This is a genomic window from Sphingopyxis sp. OPL5 (genome assembly GCF_003797775.2).
In the GTDB taxonomy this organism is placed as follows: Bacteria; Pseudomonadota; Alphaproteobacteria; order Sphingomonadales; family Sphingomonadaceae; genus Sphingopyxis.
In genome coordinates this window covers 740,978-754,764 of record NZ_CP060725.1, presented here as the reverse complement: position 1 = coordinate 754,764, position 13,787 = coordinate 740,978, and the positions used below count along the sequence as shown (strand labels likewise).

General features: G+C 66.1%; 15 protein-coding genes and 1 other RNA gene. 10 read left to right on the top strand and 6 right to left on the bottom strand.

From position 1 onward, the window contains the following. Window positions 1-24: 24 nt before the first annotated feature. The 4 genes from EEB18_RS03680 to EEB18_RS03665 all read right to left on the bottom strand — a co-directional run bounded on the left by EEB18_RS03680 (window position 25) and on the right by EEB18_RS03665 (window position 3,071). On the bottom strand, window positions 25-411 hold the full coding sequence (locus EEB18_RS03680; RefSeq protein WP_187139422.1) for a cupredoxin domain-containing protein: 387 nt from the start codon (window positions 409-411) through the stop codon (window positions 25-27). 59 nt (window positions 412-470) lie between these two features. Further along, window positions 471-1,373, bottom strand: a complete 903-nt coding sequence (rpoH, locus tag EEB18_RS03675) for an RNA polymerase sigma factor RpoH (protein ID WP_056349598.1) — start codon at window positions 1,371-1,373, stop codon at window positions 471-473. Window positions 1,374-1,454: 81 nt separating this feature from the next. After that, on the bottom strand, window positions 1,455-2,408 hold the full coding sequence (locus tag EEB18_RS03670; protein ID WP_187139423.1) for an RluA family pseudouridine synthase: 954 nt from the start codon (window positions 2,406-2,408) through the stop codon (window positions 1,455-1,457). Window positions 2,409-2,459: 51 nt separating this feature from the next. Beyond that, entirely contained in the window at window positions 2,460-3,071 is a 612-nt protein-coding gene (locus tag EEB18_RS03665) for a hypothetical protein (RefSeq protein WP_187139424.1), read from the bottom strand. A 114-nt stretch (window positions 3,072-3,185) separates the two neighbouring features. On the opposite strand from EEB18_RS03665, the gene EEB18_RS03660 reads away from it, so the two are divergent. The 9 genes from EEB18_RS03660 (at window position 3,186) to EEB18_RS03620 (ending at window position 10,673) form a co-directional block, all read left to right on the top strand. After that, window positions 3,186-3,824 (top strand): histidine phosphotransferase family protein, encoded by a 639-nt coding sequence (locus EEB18_RS03660; RefSeq protein WP_187139425.1) that lies wholly within the window; start codon window positions 3,186-3,188, stop codon window positions 3,822-3,824. A 59-nt stretch (window positions 3,825-3,883) separates the two neighbouring features. Beyond that, on the top strand, window positions 3,884-6,298 hold the full coding sequence (locus EEB18_RS03655) for a chemotaxis protein CheA (RefSeq protein WP_262408103.1): 2,415 nt from the start codon (window positions 3,884-3,886) through the stop codon (window positions 6,296-6,298). Then, a complete protein-coding gene (locus EEB18_RS03650) occupies window positions 6,295-6,732 on the top strand; it encodes a chemotaxis protein CheW (RefSeq protein ID WP_262408102.1) in 438 nt (145 codons plus the stop codon). Before EEB18_RS03655 ends, EEB18_RS03650 begins: the two co-directional genes overlap by 4 nt. Window positions 6,733-6,798: 66 nt before the next feature. Further along, window positions 6,799-7,173: a response regulator gene (locus EEB18_RS03645; RefSeq protein WP_056349620.1), complete on the top strand. Its 375-nt coding sequence runs from the start codon at window positions 6,799-6,801 to the stop codon at window positions 7,171-7,173. Window positions 7,174-7,231: 58 nt separating this feature from the next. After that, a complete protein-coding gene (cheB, locus tag EEB18_RS03640; protein ID WP_187139426.1) occupies window positions 7,232-8,302 on the top strand; it encodes a chemotaxis-specific protein-glutamate methyltransferase CheB in 1,071 nt (356 codons plus the stop codon). Then, window positions 8,299-9,156 carry a CheR family methyltransferase gene (locus tag EEB18_RS03635; protein ID WP_056349626.1) on the top strand — a complete coding sequence of 286 codons (858 nt, stop codon included), beginning with the start codon at window positions 8,299-8,301 and terminating at the stop codon, window positions 9,154-9,156. Before cheB ends, EEB18_RS03635 begins: the two co-directional genes overlap by 4 nt. 70 nt (window positions 9,157-9,226) lie before the next feature. Further along, window positions 9,227-9,916 (top strand): N-acetylmuramoyl-L-alanine amidase, encoded by a 690-nt coding sequence (locus tag EEB18_RS03630; protein ID WP_187139427.1) that lies wholly within the window; start codon window positions 9,227-9,229, stop codon window positions 9,914-9,916. A 135-nt stretch (window positions 9,917-10,051) separates the two neighbouring features. After that, an RNA gene (rnpB, locus tag EEB18_RS03625) (RNase P RNA component class A) lies at window positions 10,052-10,444 on the top strand. Window positions 10,445-10,520: 76 nt separating this feature from the next. After that, complete coding sequence (locus EEB18_RS03620) at window positions 10,521-10,673, top strand: hypothetical protein (protein ID WP_187139428.1); 153 nt, start codon at window positions 10,521-10,523, stop codon at window positions 10,671-10,673. Between the two features lie 15 nt (window positions 10,674-10,688). Here EEB18_RS03620 and EEB18_RS03615 read toward each other — a convergent pair whose 3' ends face one another. Further along, window positions 10,689-11,345 (bottom strand): hypothetical protein, encoded by a 657-nt coding sequence (locus EEB18_RS03615; protein ID WP_187139429.1) that lies wholly within the window; start codon window positions 11,343-11,345, stop codon window positions 10,689-10,691. 241 nt (window positions 11,346-11,586) lie between these two features. Here EEB18_RS03615 and EEB18_RS03610 point away from each other — a divergent pair, with 241 nt between their 5' ends. Then, window positions 11,587-13,293 carry a caspase family protein gene (locus tag EEB18_RS03610; RefSeq protein WP_187139430.1) on the top strand — a complete coding sequence of 569 codons (1,707 nt, stop codon included), beginning with the start codon at window positions 11,587-11,589 and terminating at the stop codon, window positions 13,291-13,293. 7 nt (window positions 13,294-13,300) lie between these two features. Here EEB18_RS03610 and EEB18_RS03605 read toward each other — a convergent pair whose 3' ends face one another. After that, window positions 13,301-13,783: a GreA/GreB family elongation factor gene (locus tag EEB18_RS03605; protein WP_187139431.1), complete on the bottom strand. Its 483-nt coding sequence runs from the start codon at window positions 13,781-13,783 to the stop codon at window positions 13,301-13,303. Window positions 13,784-13,787 lie beyond the last annotated feature (4 nt).

Here is a 13,787-nt window from a genome sequence, read left to right as displayed (position 1 = left end):
CGGTGGTGGTTTTGATGGGGGCGGTCAGTCGACGATGATCTTGCCCGTCATGCCCATCGTTGAATGCATGAAGTGCGAGCAATGGACCTTGTATGTGCCGGCCTTCGGGACCAGCGTCACATCGGCGCTTTCGCCCTTGCCGAGCGAGACGCGGCCCTTGGCGCCGCCGACGTGCGCGCGATTGGCGGCGTCCATCATCGCCGCCGCGAAAAATTCTTCGGCGGTGAAGTCGTGCCCGCCCGACCCGGTGTTGACGAAATGGATCGTCACGCTGTGTCCGGCGTGCAGATGCAGGTCGGCGGGGGTGTAGCTGAAATTCGCCATCTCGACCGTCACCTTCGCCGGAGCTTCGGCGGCGGTGACGGGCAGGGCGATGGCGAGGGCCGCGGCGGCGAGGGTCAGGAAACGCATGGCAAACACTCCTTCATCCGGAAAAGCCCGGTCGTGTCGCCCCGATTTCCTGCGCCCGGTCAGGCGCCGACCAACCGCCGGTCGCCCGCGAGCTTGAGCATCGCTTTCTGCAGCTTTTCGAACGCGCGCACCTCGATCTGGCGGACGCGTTCGCGGCTGACGTCATAGACCTGGCTCAAATCCTCGAGCGTCTTGGGATCGTCGGTCAGGCGGCGCTCGGTCAGGATGTGGCGTTCGCGCTCACCCAGCGTGTCGAGCGCCTCGTTGAGCAGCGAGTGGCGCACGTCGCGCTCCTGCGCTTCGGCAACGCGCTCGTCCTGCAACGGGCCTTCATCGCCGAGCAGATCCTGCCACTGGCTGTCGCCATCCTCGCCCATCGGCACGTTGAGCGACGTGTCGCCGCCCATCGCCATGCGGCGGTTCATGCTGGTGACCTCGTCCTCGGTGACGCCGAGGTCGGTCGCGATCTTGGTCAGATGTTCGGGCGTCAGGTCGCCGTCCTCGAACGCTTCGAGCTGGTTCTTCATCCGGCGGAGGTTGAAGAACAGCTTCTTCTGCGCCGCGGTGGTGCCCATTTTGACGAGGCTCCACGAGCGCAGGATGAATTCCTGGATCGAGGCGCGGATCCACCACATCGCGTAGGTCGCGAGGCGGAAGCCGCGATCGGGGTCGAACTTCTTCACCCCCTGCATCAGGCCGATATTGCCTTCGCTGATCAGCTCGCTGACCGGCAGGCCATAGCCGCGATAGCCCATGGCGATCTTCGCCACGAGCCGCAGATGGCTGGTGACGAGCTGCGCCGCGGCTTCATTGTCGCCATGTTCCTGGAAACGTTTGGCGAGCATGAACTCCTGCTCGGGGGTGAGCAGCGGGAATTTGCGAATTTCGGACAAATACCGGTTGAGGCTGGCTTCGCCGCCAAGCGCCGGCACCGTCGCGGGAACATTGCTTTTGTTAGCCATTGGAGAGCGTCTTCCCTTAAATCCTTGAACCATGAATGCCGCAGTTGGGTCCCGCGGTCAAAATAGATTTTCATTCGAAACCTAAACGCGCAATATGTCGATCAGTTCCCGCATATCGGGGGGTATTTCGCTGTCGAGCGCGATGACGTTACCGGTCACCGGATGAATAAAGCCCAAATGGGCGGCGTGCAATGCCTGGCGCGTGAAATTCCGCGCTTTCAGTACGTCCGACAGTGGCTTTTTGGCGCGGCCATAGACCGGATCGCCGACCAAAGGGTGACCGATATGCATCATATGAACGCGCACCTGGTGGGTGCGCCCGGTCTCCAGCCGGCATTCGATCAGCGTCGCGCCCTTTAGCGGCTCGACCGTGCGATAATGGGTGATCGCATGCTTGCCGCGGTCCTCGGCGACCACCGCCATCTTCTTGCGGTTGGTCGCTGAACGCCCGAGCGCGGCGTTGACGGTGCCGTTCGCCGGCATCGGGCGGCCGGTGGCGAGCGCCAGATAACGCCGGTCGATGCTGTGCGCGGCGAATTGCTTCGCCAGGCCTTCGTGCGCCTTGTCGTGCTTGGCGGCGACGATCAGCCCGCTGGTGTCCTTGTCGATGCGGTGGACGATCCCCGGCCGCGCGACCCCGCCAACGCCCGACAATTGCCCGGCGCAATGGTGGAGCAGGGCGTTGACCAGCGTGCCGTCGAAATTGCCTGCCGCCGGATGGACGACGAGTCCCGCGGGCTTGTCGACGACGATCAGATGCTCGTCCTCATAGGCGATGACGAGGCCCAGGTCCTGCGCCACATTATGCGCGGGCGCGGGCTTGGGCAGGCGCAGCTCGAGCGTCGCCGGCGCGGCCTTCGCCGAGGGGTCCCAGAGGATCGTGCCGTCGCCGCGGGCGACGCGGCCGCCCTTGATCAGCGTCTTCAATCGTTCGCGCGACAGGTCGGGCAGGGCTTCGGCCAGCGCCCGGTCGAGGCGCAAGCCGGCGGCGCTATCGCCGAGCGCCACGGTCAAAACTTGGTCGTCCCCCTGCATTGGTTCGAATGTGGTTTCGGGGCGCCGAAATTCAAGGGGGCGGGGGAGGCTTCAGGAGGTGCGGTTTCGCCGGTCGAAGCGCCATTTTCGGAGGATCAACGACGCGATCATTGCCGACGCAAAGACGTAGAAGGCGATCAGGAATATGTCCTCGCCGCTGAAAGCCTCGGTCCGAAAGGTGAAACTGAAGAGCAACAGGAGGAACAGCGTCAGCATCATGACATAATAGCGATAGCTGGTGCCGGCGGTCATGATGTCGCGCATTTCGGCGCGCGATCGTTCCTGGCCCACTGCTGGCCGGCGTTCCAGCGCCCGGGCGGGTGCGCTCCAGACCTGAAGATGGGCGATCAGGAAGAGCGCCGACACGCTTCCCACCGCTGCGTAGATGACCGGTTTCGCGAGATCGCGTTCGATGACGACCGCGATCGTCACCAACCCTAGCAATGTAACGACGGCGCCGGCGATCATGGCAAGATAGGCGCGCGGATAGTCGCGTTCGAAGGCAGATACGAAATCATCGCGCTCCCGCGGGGTCACGCGAATAGGGGCGCCCTTGCGGTATTTTCGATACAAAAAGCCGTCGCCGTCGGCCTCGAATTGCTCCGCAAACATCCTGCGCGTGCGATCGATGAGGCCGAGCTTGAACATGGCCCTGTCTTGCATCGCTCGCATCGCTCCGCAAGCCCCGCACGACGCACAAGCCTTGCACTGGTCGCTATGCCTGCCCTAGGAGCAGCCAGCCGGAAACTGCCGGATCCGCGGGGAGCATAGCCATCCATGTCCGACGATCGCGTCGATTTCGCCTCGATGCTGGCATCGCGCCTGTGTCACGACCTTCTCAGCCCGGTCGGGGCTTTCGCCAACGGCCTCGAACTGCTCGCCGATGAACGCGACCCCGAAATGCGCGCGCGCGTCACCGAACTGCTCGAACAGAGCGCGCGGACGTCGGCGAACAAGCTGAAATTCTTTCGTCTCGCCTTCGGATCGGCGGGCGGTTTCGGCGAGCTGGTGCCCGCCGATGAGGCGAGATCGGCGATCCAGGGGATCATCGGCGATCGCGCGATCGACCTCAACTGGATGATCGGCGCCGAGCCGCTGCCCAAGCCCGCGGTGAAGATCGTCCTCAACCTCGCGCTGCTGCTGGTCGACGCGCTGGTGCGCGGCGGGCGGCTCGACATCGGGTGCGAGAATCAGGGCGGGGGCATCGAAATCGCGCTGCACGTCGAGGCCGAGCGCATCTTCCTCGACGCCGATGTCGAACGCATATTGGCCGAAGGCGAGGGCGCGAGCCCGATGACCTCGCGCACCGCGCCGGCGATCCTGGTACAGGCGGTCGCGGCGCAGAATGGCGGCACCGTCATGCTGGCGCGCGAGACGCCGACCTCGCTGCTCGTCGGGGCCGTCCTGCGCGGCTGATTTCGGGCGCGAGCAAACGCTCCGTTAACCATTGTCCTTCATGGTGAAGCCTCAGAATTTTGGGGCGCACCGACAACGTGATGGACGATCTGCTCAACGATTTTCTCGCCGAAACGGCAGAAATATTGGCCGAGGCCGGCGGCGCGCTCGTCGCCTGGGAAGCCGACCCCGCCGATCGCGCCGGACTCGACGCGATTTTTCGCCTTGTCCATACGATCAAGGGCAGCTCGGGTTTCCTGTCATTGCCGCGCGTCACCGCGCTGTCGCACGCCGCCGAGGATGCGCTCGATCAGGTCCGCCGCGGCAATCGTGCCGCCGACGCCGCGCTCGTCACCGCGGTGCTCGCGATCGTTGACCGCCTGTCGAGCCTTTGCGCGGCGCTCGGCAACAGCGGCAAGGAACCGCAGGGCGACGATAGCGATGTGATCGGCGCACTGGTGGCTGTCGACCAAGGCCCTGCCGCACCGGCCGTGCCCTCCGAACCCGTTGCCGCGCTGACCGACGAAGACATCAACGCCGAACTGCAGAGCTGGCGCTCGATCCGGGTGCCGCTGCCTTTGCTCGACAGCGTGATGACCGGGGTCACCGACATCGTGCTCGCGCGTAACGAATTTGCGCGCCTGCTGCGCGAATCGGGCGCCGACGCGTCGGTGATCGCCTCCTTCGACCGCCTGTCCGATTCGATCGCCGGCATGCGCCAGTCGGTCAGCCAGATGCGCATGCAGCGCATCGACAAGCTCTTTTCGCCCTTGCCGCGCATCGTCCGCGACCTCGCGCAGGATTTCGGCAAGAAGATACGCTTCTCGACCAGCGGCGGCGAGGTCGAACTCGACCGCGAGATGATGGAGAATATCCGCGACCCGCTGATCCACATCGTCCGCAACGCGATCGACCATGGCATCGAGCCGCTCGACGAGCGCGTCGCCGCGGGCAAGGGCATCCACGCAAGCATCGACGTGTCGGCGCGCCAGTCGGGCAACCAGATCGAGATCGTGGTGCGCGACGACGGTCGCGGGCTGTCCCCCGACGCGCTGGTCGCCAAGGCGATTTCGGCGCGGGTCATCGGCGCCGCCGAGGCCAAGACGCTGACCCCGCGCGAAAAGCTCGAACTCATCTTCCGTCCCGGTTTCTCGACCGCGGCGAAAATCACGGCGATCTCGGGCCGCGGTGTCGGCATGGATATCGTCAAGGCGAACCTCGAAAAGATCGGCGGCGTCGTCGAACTGCGCAACGAGGAGGGCCGCGGCCTGACCATCGTGCTGCGCGTCCCGATGACCCTCACGATCATCTCCGGCCTGATGGTTCGTGCGTCGGGCCAATATTTTGCGATTCCCAGGGGTTCGGTGCGCGAGATCCTGCTCGAAACGAGCGATTCGGTCCGCATCGACCGTGTTGGCGGCGGCGAGCTGGCGACCGTGCGCGGCGAGCAATTTCCGCTCCTGCGGCTCGAACATGTCCTTGGCTGCACCGTCGACGACAGCGAGGACCAGGACGACCGCGCGATCATCCTCGTCCGGCCGGGGCAGGGGCACAGCTATGCGCTGAGCGTCGCGGCCATCCACGACCATGAGGAACTGGTGATCAAGCCCGCGGCGCCGATGATCATGGCGACCGGCCTTTATGCCGGGACGACCCTGCCCGATAATGGCCGCCCGGTGCTGCTGCTCGATGTCCAGGGGCTGCTCGCGGCCGCCGGGGTCGACGCGTCCGAAGCGGGCCGCATCCACGATGCGAGCGCCGAGGCTGCGGCCGAAGCCGCCGCCGCGCGTGATGCGGCGCAATTGCTGCTGTTCCGCGAGGCCGGCGGCCGCACGCGCGGAGTTCGCCTGTCGGTGATCGAACGCGTCGAGGAAGTGCCGGCGTCGGCGCTGTTCGAAAGCGCGGGCGCGGTAAAGGCGCAGATCGGTACCGAGATATTCCCGGTCCACGCCGCCGTGGTTCCCGCCGGCCCCGAAGCGGTCAAGCTGCTCCGCCTCCACGACGGCCGGTCGGTGCTCTGCTACCCGATCGCGGCGGTGATCGACATCGTTCGCCTGCCCGATGCGGTCCAGCCCGCGACGGCGCCGGGGCTGATCGCCGGGGTCGTGCTGATCGGCGGTGAGCCGGTCGAACTGATCGATCCTTTCTGGCTGATGGCGCAATATGGTGCCGGCCAGGCCGCGCCGCTGCTCCGTCAGCCGCTTTGCCGCCTGTCCGACGATGCCGACGGCTGGGCGACGAACTTCCTCGCGCCGATCCTGCGCGGCGCGGGCTACCGCGTCGTCAGCGGCGACGAGACCGCCGATGGCGAACGCCCCGACGTCCAGCTTTGCCTCGTCGACGAACAGTCGGCGCCGGTTGCCGCCGACGTCCCGCTCGTCCGCCTGCGGTCGTCGGTTGCGGCGACGGGCCCCGACGACGACAGCATCTATCGTTACGACCGCGGCGCGCTGCTCGAAGCGCTGCGCACCCGCGTCGCAGGAGCCGGTTCATGATGGAAAAACTCTATTTGATCGCGCGCATCGCCGACACGCGCGTCGCATTGCGCAGCCGCGCGATCAATTCGGTGGTGACGGTGGGAACTCCCGTTCATGTCCCCGCGGCACCGCCGCATGTCGCGGGCCTGTTCGCGCTGCGCAGCCGCGTCTTCACGCTCATCGATCCGCATGTCGTGATCGGCCTGCCGCCGACGGCCGTCGCGCCGGGGCAGCGGGTGATCGTCGTCGATGTCGCCGACCATGGTTATGCGCTGCTCGCCGACGCGATCGAGGACGTCTGTTTCATCGACGCGCCCGAGACGCGGGTCACCGGACGGCTGCTGCCCGGCTGGGCACGCGTCGCCGATGCGATGATCGAGCATGAGGGCGCCTCGCTGCTCGTCGTCGACCCGTCGCATTTCATCACGTTGCCGGTCGCCAGGGCGGCCTGACATTAACGGGCTGAACACCCCTTTGCCTTTAGGGTGGTTCCATCACCCGGGGGTCGGAGTAAATTTATGTCGAAATCCTGTCTGGTAGTCGATGACAGCAAAGTGATCCGCAAGGTCGCACGCCACATTCTCGAAGGCATGGCCTTTTCAGTCGACGAGGCCGCGGACGGGCAGGAGGCGCTGACCTTTTGCCGCGCCAATCGTCCCGACGTGATCCTGCTCGACTGGAACATGCCCGTGATGAGCGGCATGGAATTTCTGGGGGCGTTCAACGATCTCGACTATGGGCGCGAAGAACGCCCCCGTGTCGTATTCTGCACCACCGAAAACAGCATCGACCATATCCGTGCCGCGATCGAGGCGGGGGCCGACGAATATGTGATGAAGCCGTTCGACCGCGAAACGCTCGAAGGAAAATTGCAGCTCGTCGGCGTCGCCTGAGGCGCGGCGGGTGGCGTTTTCCCGACCCCTGGCGCGCGAAGGCGCCGCGGATGCGCCAATGCCGGCGGCGCGCAACGTCCGCGTCATGCTCGTCGACGACAGCCTTGTCGTACGCAGTATCCTCGAACGGATCATTGACCAGACCGACGGCCTGACCGTTTGCGCGTCGATCGCCTCGGCGCAGGACGCGCTCGCTTTTCTGGCCCGCGAACCCGTCGATGTCGTCGTGCTCGACATCGAAATGCCGGGAATGAACGGCATCACCGCGCTGCCGCTGATGCTCGAACGCGCCGAAAAGGCGCGCGTGCTGATCCTCTCGTCGAACTGCATCGAGGGCGGACCCGCGGCGATCGAGGCGTTGTCGCTTGGTGCCAGCGACACGCTCGCCAAGCCCGGCCGCGGCAGCTTTTCGGGACGGTTCGCCGAAGTGCTGACCGACCGCATCCGCACGCTGGGCCACCTGCCGTCGATCGCCCCCATCGAGATCCGCGCCGCGGCGCGCCCGGTGCCGGCGCCCGTGCCGATCGCGATCGAGACCGACCAGCCGCTCGAATGCATCGCGGTCGCCGCCTCGACCGGCGGCATTCCCGCCTTCACCAGCTTCCTGAAACATCTCGACCCGCGCATCACCGCGCCGATCCTGCTCACCCAGCATCTGCCCGACGCCTTCATGGAATTTTACGCCAAACAGATCGCGACGATGACGACGCGCAAGGTCGTCGTCGCGGCGGCGGGCATGGTGGTGGAAAAAAATCATATCTACCTCGCGCCGGGCGACGCGCATCTGATCGTCGTCGCCAGCGGGCGCCGCCGTGAAATCGCGCTCGACCGGCGTCCGGTCGCTAATGGTTGCTGTCCCTCGGCCGACCCGATGTTCGATTCGCTCGCCGACGTCTATGGCGGACGCGCGGCGGCGGTGGTGCTCAGCGGCATGGGCCGCGACGGCGCCGACGGTGCGGCGCGGCTGAAGGCGGCGGGCGGGACGATCTTTGCGCAGGCGCCCGAAAGCTGCGTCATCTGGGGCATGCCCGGCGCGGTCGCCAAGGCGGGGATCGCCGCCGCGACGCTCAATCCCGATGCGATCGCGCTGATGCTCGGCAGCTTCCTGAAAGGGCGGGTCCGGTCATGATGGGCGGGACGGCGAGCGAATCGGCCTATCGCATCCTGATGGGGGTGCTCGAATCGCGCACCGGCCAGACATTGTCGCCGAGCCGTATCTGGCGCATCGAAATGTCGCTGAAACCGGTGATGCAGCGCCATGGCATCGCCGATCTCGACGCGCTGGTCGCGGCGCTGGTGACCTCGAACAGCCGCCAGCTGCTCGACGATACGGTCGACGCGATGCTCAACAACGAGACATTTTTCTATCGCGAACACAGCGTGTTCGATGACATTGCGAAGACGGCGCTTGAACAACTTCGCGTCATAAACGCCGACAAGCGGCGCATCACCATCTGGCATTGCGGCGTATCGACCGGGCAGGAGGCCTATTCGCTGGCGATGCTGCTCGCCGAGCAAGAAGCGAAATGGGCGGGGTGGCAGGTCGACATCGTCGGCACCGACGTCAGCTATCACGCGATCAGCCGCGCGCGCGTCGGGCTGTACAGCCAGTTTGAAATCCAGCGCGGGCTGCCGGTGCAGCGCATGGTGCGCTGGTTCGACCAGACCGAGGCGGGCTGGCTGGCGAAGGCCGACCTGCGCCGCCGGATCGATTTTTCGGTACAGAACATGCTCACCGACCGGCCGCCGCTCGCGAGCCCCGCCGACCTCATCTTCTGCCGCAACCTGCTGCTCTATTTCGCGCTGCCGATGCGGCAGAAAGCCTTTGCGCGGATGCGCGCGATGGCGGCCCCGCAAAGCTTCCTCGTGCTCGGCGCGGGCGAGACGGTGCTCGGCCAGACCGACCAATATGTCGCGAGCCCGCGGCTGCGCGGCCTCTACGAACCCGCCGACCAGCAGGTGCGGCGCGTGGCCGCCGCCTGAACCCGCCTTGCAATTTGCGCGGGGCTGGCGCAGGTGAGGGCGGGTTTGCAACGATTGGGCCGCGACACGCATGAGCGATTTTATCGAACGCTGGTCTCCCAATTTCGACGAGCGCGTGCTGCCGGTCTCGATGATCATACTTCATTATACCGGTATGAAGAGCGGTGCCGAAGCCATTGATTGGCTTGCCGATCCTGCGTCAAAGGTGTCGGCGCACTATGTCGTCAGCGAGGACGGCCAGATCACCCATATGGTGCCCGAGGACAAGCGCGCCTGGCACGCCGGGCGCGCGCACTGGCGCGGGACGAGCGACATCAATTCGGCGAGCGTCGGGATCGAGATCGTCAACCCGGGGCATGAGCATGGCTATGTGCCCTTTCCCGACCCGCAGGTCGTCTCGGTCGTCCGCCTCGTCCATATGATCAAGGACCGGCACGAGGTCACCCGCGGCAATGTCGTCGGCCATTCGGACATCGCGCCGACGCGCAAGCAGGATCCGGGCGAACTCTTCCCCTGGCACGAACTCGCGCGCCGCCGTCTCGCGCTGCCGCGCCCGACCAAGAAGCTGACCGATCCGCTGTGGACCGACGCGGGGTTCCTGCTCGCGCTCGAACGTTTCGGTTACGACGTGACCGACGGCTTTGCGGCGACGGTGGCGTTCCAGCGCCGCTTCCGCCCCGAATTGATCGACGGCACAATCGACGGCGAATGCCGGGCGATCCTGCTCGCACTGCTGTTGCCCCAGCCCGAGGGCGACTAGTAACTTTCTGTTTCCGTTCGCATCGAGCGAAGTCGAGATGCCTATCGGCGGTGTCCGCACGCAGCGTGTCTCGACGTCGCTCGACACGAACGGACAACTGGCGTTGCTCTCGATTTGAGCCTATACCCACTCTTGCCAGAGGGTCGGGCGATCGCCGCCGGTGGGGTATCCCGCCGGGGGAGGAAAGTCCGGGCTCCACGGAAACCACGGTGCCGGATAACGTCCGGCGGGCCTGTCTTCGGACAGGTTCAGGGAAAGTGCCACAGAGAAGAGACCGCCCAAGGCTTCGGCCCGGCGAAAGGTGAAAGGGTGCGGTAAGAGCGCACCGCGCGGACGGTAACGGACGCGGCACGGCAAACCCCACCGGGAGCAAGGTCGAATAGGGATGGCACGAGGTTACTCAGGACCGGTTCCGGTCTCGCCATCCGGGTTGACTGCTTGAGCCGTCGGGTAACCGCCGGCCTAGAGGAATGATCGCCTATCCCCGCAAGGGGTGGACAGAACCCGGCTTACAGACCCTCTGGCATCCTCTCCCCGCCAGCGGTGCGGGAACCGCGTCGGCGGCTCCCGCGTTTGATCCGCAATCGGACGAAAGGGAAAGACCATGAAAGTCGTCGATGACCATGTCGAAGTGACCGATGAGGAAGCCAGCGGCGGGGTGAAGGGGCACAACGTCCGCTATGTGCTGGCCTTCTCGCTGATCGCGGCGATCGTCGTGATGTCCGTTGCGTGGATCGTTCCCGCGCTGCTCAAATAGCGCGAGGCGGACGGCCTATTTCGCCTTCGTAAAGGCGATCAGCTGCCCCTCGGGGTCGGGCGTGTCTTCCATGAAGACCGGCTTGCCCGGCCGTTTGAAGCGCTGGACGAACGCGTCCTCATAGGAGGCATTCTCTCCTTCGCCCGTCAGTTTCAGCGCCTTGGTTTCGACCTCGCCGGTGACGAGGTTCCAACTCATGGCATTGCCGTCATGCGCGTAAGTGCGGCTGTACACCGTCGTGTCGAGCCCGATCAGCCGCATCTTCGGCCGGCTCTTGTCCGCGCGATAGCGATAGGTCGCCGACAGTGCGGTGGTGCCGCCGGTCAGATCCTCGACCACCAGCACGCCCTTGTCGATCGACAGCGTCGCCGGGCCCAGCGGGTCGGCACCCAGGCGGAAATTGCCTGCGGGTTCATGCCCCATGTCGACCTCGCCGTGATAGCTCAGGACGACATAGAGCGTCCGCGCGTCGGGGCTCGCCACCACGAACGCCGTATCGGCATCGCCGTCGCCATTGAGATCGCCATCGACCCGGCCCTCGATCTCTTCCCCGAGTTCCAGCCCGTCGAGAAGCAGGGCGTCGGTGATCGGCGGCATCGGGGTGCGGGCCGGCGCGGCGTGCGCGGTGCCGCAGAGCAACAGGGCGGCTGCAATCGCCAGGCTTCGCATCATCGTCACTCCCTCGAACCCGATCAGAGTATCAGCTGTTAGCCGATCGTCCAGTCGATGGGGGTGATGCGGCACACAGGGCAGTTAGCGCTTTCCTACAATATCCCGCTGGCTTACCCTCGCGGGTGGCATGAAGCGGGGGCGCGGGGCTGCCGTCGAACATGCGATCGCGTGTGAAGTTGGGCAGTTTTCCGGGGTTTCGGTGCGGCGGTATCGATCGCCGCGACTCGGGACAGGGGGCAGAATGAAACAGGTCAGGCGGATCATCGCGCTCGTCGCCGGACTTCTCGCGCTGGGCGGCCTCGCGCCGGCGGCTGCGGCGCAATCCTGCGGCACCGCGCCGCTCAAGGGCGAGCGGGTGGCGCTGCTCATCGGCAACAGCGCCTATAATGACTTCGAATGGCCGTCGCTGAAGAACGCGGTCAACGACATCGACTATGTCTGCGAGGCCTTCGAACGCGCCGGCATGGCGCCGCGGATCGTCCGCAACGCCGACAAGGCGGCGCTCGACAAGGCGCTCGACGATTTTGCCGCCGAGGCCAGGGGCGCCAAATCGGTGCTGATCTATTATGCCGGACATGGCTTCGAATATGGCGGGCGCAACTGGCTGGTGCCGATGGACGCGCCGCCAGCGACGCGCCGCGCCGATGTCGAAAAACGCTATTTGTCGATCGAGGCGCTGGTGAAGCATGTCGTTCCCAAAGGCGCCTTCACCCTGTTGTTCGTTGACGCCTGCCGCACCACCGAACCCGTGGTGCGGGTCGAGGATGTCGATGTAGCGGCGGGGGTGGCGGGGTCGGCGCCGCTCGGTCTGCTCGACATCGGGCAGGGTGCCGTCTTCTATTCGACCGCGAAAGGCCGCCCCGCGCTCGATTTTGCACCGGTCGGCTCGCCGGTCAGCCCCTTCGCCGCCGCCGTGGTGCACCAGCTGGCAATCCCGGGGCTCGAAATTTCGGACTATTTCAAGATCGTGTCGCGCGACGTCTACAAGGCGACCTTCGGCATGCAGCTCGGGCCGCAGCAGCCCTTTCACTATGGCAGCTGGTTCGACGATTATTATCTCGTCGCGCCGGTCGAGGTCCCGCAGGCGCGCGCCGCCGCCGCGGCGTTGCCAGTCACGGCGGCGGCACCGCCTGCGGGCGCAACGCGGGGGCCGGCGAAACCGGCGGCCGATCCGCTCGCGGACATTTCGCTCGACCGGCTGGCGATCGAGGACGAACCGATACTCGTCGCCGACGTGCTGGCACGCCATCCCGCCGCCCAACTGGTCGCGCTCGCCGACGGTGGCCACCCGCTCGCCCAGCATCTCGCGGGCTATATGTTCTCGCTGGGCGTCGGGGTGAAGAAGGACCTGCCGCGCGCCCGCGCCTACCTCGAACAATCGGCGGCGCAGGGGTTCCCGGCCGGGCAGCAGGAACTGGCCTATCTGCTACTCGAGAATGATCCGTCGCCGGACGATGTAAAGCGCGCCTACGACCTCTATCTCGCCTCGTCGGATGCCGGATTTTCCAAGGCGAAGACGCATCTGGCCTATCGTCTCGCGGTGGGCACCTTCGGCCCCGCCGATTTCGTCCGGTCGCAGGCGCTGTACGCCGAAGCCGCGGCGAAAGGGCATCCGGCGGCGATTTTCGCGCTTACCTATTTTCCCGACACGCGCACCGCGAACATGGCCCGACTGCGCGCGCTCGCCGACGGCGGCAATCCCGAGGGCAATCACTGGCTGTGCGAGGCGCATTTCGCCGACAAGACGCGAAAGGACGCGATCGAGGATTGCGGTGTCGGTGCCCGCGCGGGCTTCGCCGGCTCGCGCGCCATTCTCGCCGACGCCTATGCGAAGGGCGACGGTGTGCCGGTCGACGCGAAGGAGGCGGCCTTCTGGGCCAAGCTGGCGCGCGACCTTCCCGAACTCAGGAAGGACCAGCGCGACCTGATCGCCGGAGTCGGGGAATGACGCGCCGTCAGGGATAGCGGACGGCGATGATTTCCCATTCCTTGGGTCCCGCCGGCAATTGCACGGTGCGCAAATCGCCGACGGCCGCGCCGCGCAGCGCACGGGCGAGGGGGCTGTTCCAGCCGATCCGGCCGTCGCCCGCCTCGGCCTCGTCGTCGCCGACCAGCGTCACGGTGCGCCGCGCATCGTCGTCGTCGGCGAGTTCGGCGGTGGCGCCGAACCAGATGCGGCTCTTGTCGGGCTGTTCCGCCGGATCGACGACGCGCGCCGCCTTCATCCGGCGGGCCAGGAAGGACAGCCGTCGGTCGATCTCGCGCAGCCGTTTGCTGCCATAGATATAATCGCCATTCTCGCTGCGGTCGCCATTGCCCGCCGCCCAGCTGATCACCTCGACCAGCTTCGGGCGTTCGCCGCCGAGCAGCGCGTCATATTCGGCGCGCAGCGCGGCGAAGCCCGCCGGGCTGATGATGTTCGCCTTGTCCCCCGCCATGGAC

Coding starts and splice junctions, on each gene's coding strand:
- EEB18_RS03670 (WP_187139423.1), bottom strand. CDS start 2,408: ATGCAGGGGGACGACCAAGTTTTGACCGTGGCGCTCGGCGATAGCGCC.
- EEB18_RS03615 (WP_187139429.1), bottom strand. CDS start 11,345: ATGATGCGAAGCCTGGCGATTGCAGCCGCCCTGTTGCTCTGCGGCACC.
- EEB18_RS03605 (WP_187139431.1), bottom strand. CDS start 13,783: ATGGCGGGGGACAAGGCGAACATCATCAGCCCGGCGGGCTTCGCCGCG.
- EEB18_RS03630 (WP_187139427.1), top strand. CDS start 9,227: ATGAGCGATTTTATCGAACGCTGGTCTCCCAATTTCGACGAGCGCGTG.
- EEB18_RS03650 (WP_262408102.1), top strand. CDS start 6,295: ATGATGGAAAAACTCTATTTGATCGCGCGCATCGCCGACACGCGCGTC.
- EEB18_RS03610 (WP_187139430.1), top strand. CDS start 11,587: ATGAAACAGGTCAGGCGGATCATCGCGCTCGTCGCCGGACTTCTCGCG.
- EEB18_RS03645 (WP_056349620.1), top strand. CDS start 6,799: ATGTCGAAATCCTGTCTGGTAGTCGATGACAGCAAAGTGATCCGCAAG.
- EEB18_RS03660 (WP_187139425.1), top strand. CDS start 3,186: ATGTCCGACGATCGCGTCGATTTCGCCTCGATGCTGGCATCGCGCCTG.
- EEB18_RS03680 (WP_187139422.1), bottom strand. CDS start 411: ATGCGTTTCCTGACCCTCGCCGCCGCGGCCCTCGCCATCGCCCTGCCC.
- cheB (WP_187139426.1), top strand. CDS start 7,232: ATGCCGGCGGCGCGCAACGTCCGCGTCATGCTCGTCGACGACAGCCTT.
- EEB18_RS03620 (WP_187139428.1), top strand. CDS start 10,521: ATGAAAGTCGTCGATGACCATGTCGAAGTGACCGATGAGGAAGCCAGC.
- rpoH (WP_056349598.1), bottom strand. CDS start 1,373: ATGGCTAACAAAAGCAATGTTCCCGCGACGGTGCCGGCGCTTGGCGGC.
- EEB18_RS03665 (WP_187139424.1), bottom strand. CDS start 3,071: ATGCAAGACAGGGCCATGTTCAAGCTCGGCCTCATCGATCGCACGCGC.
- EEB18_RS03635 (WP_056349626.1), top strand. CDS start 8,299: ATGATGGGCGGGACGGCGAGCGAATCGGCCTATCGCATCCTGATGGGG.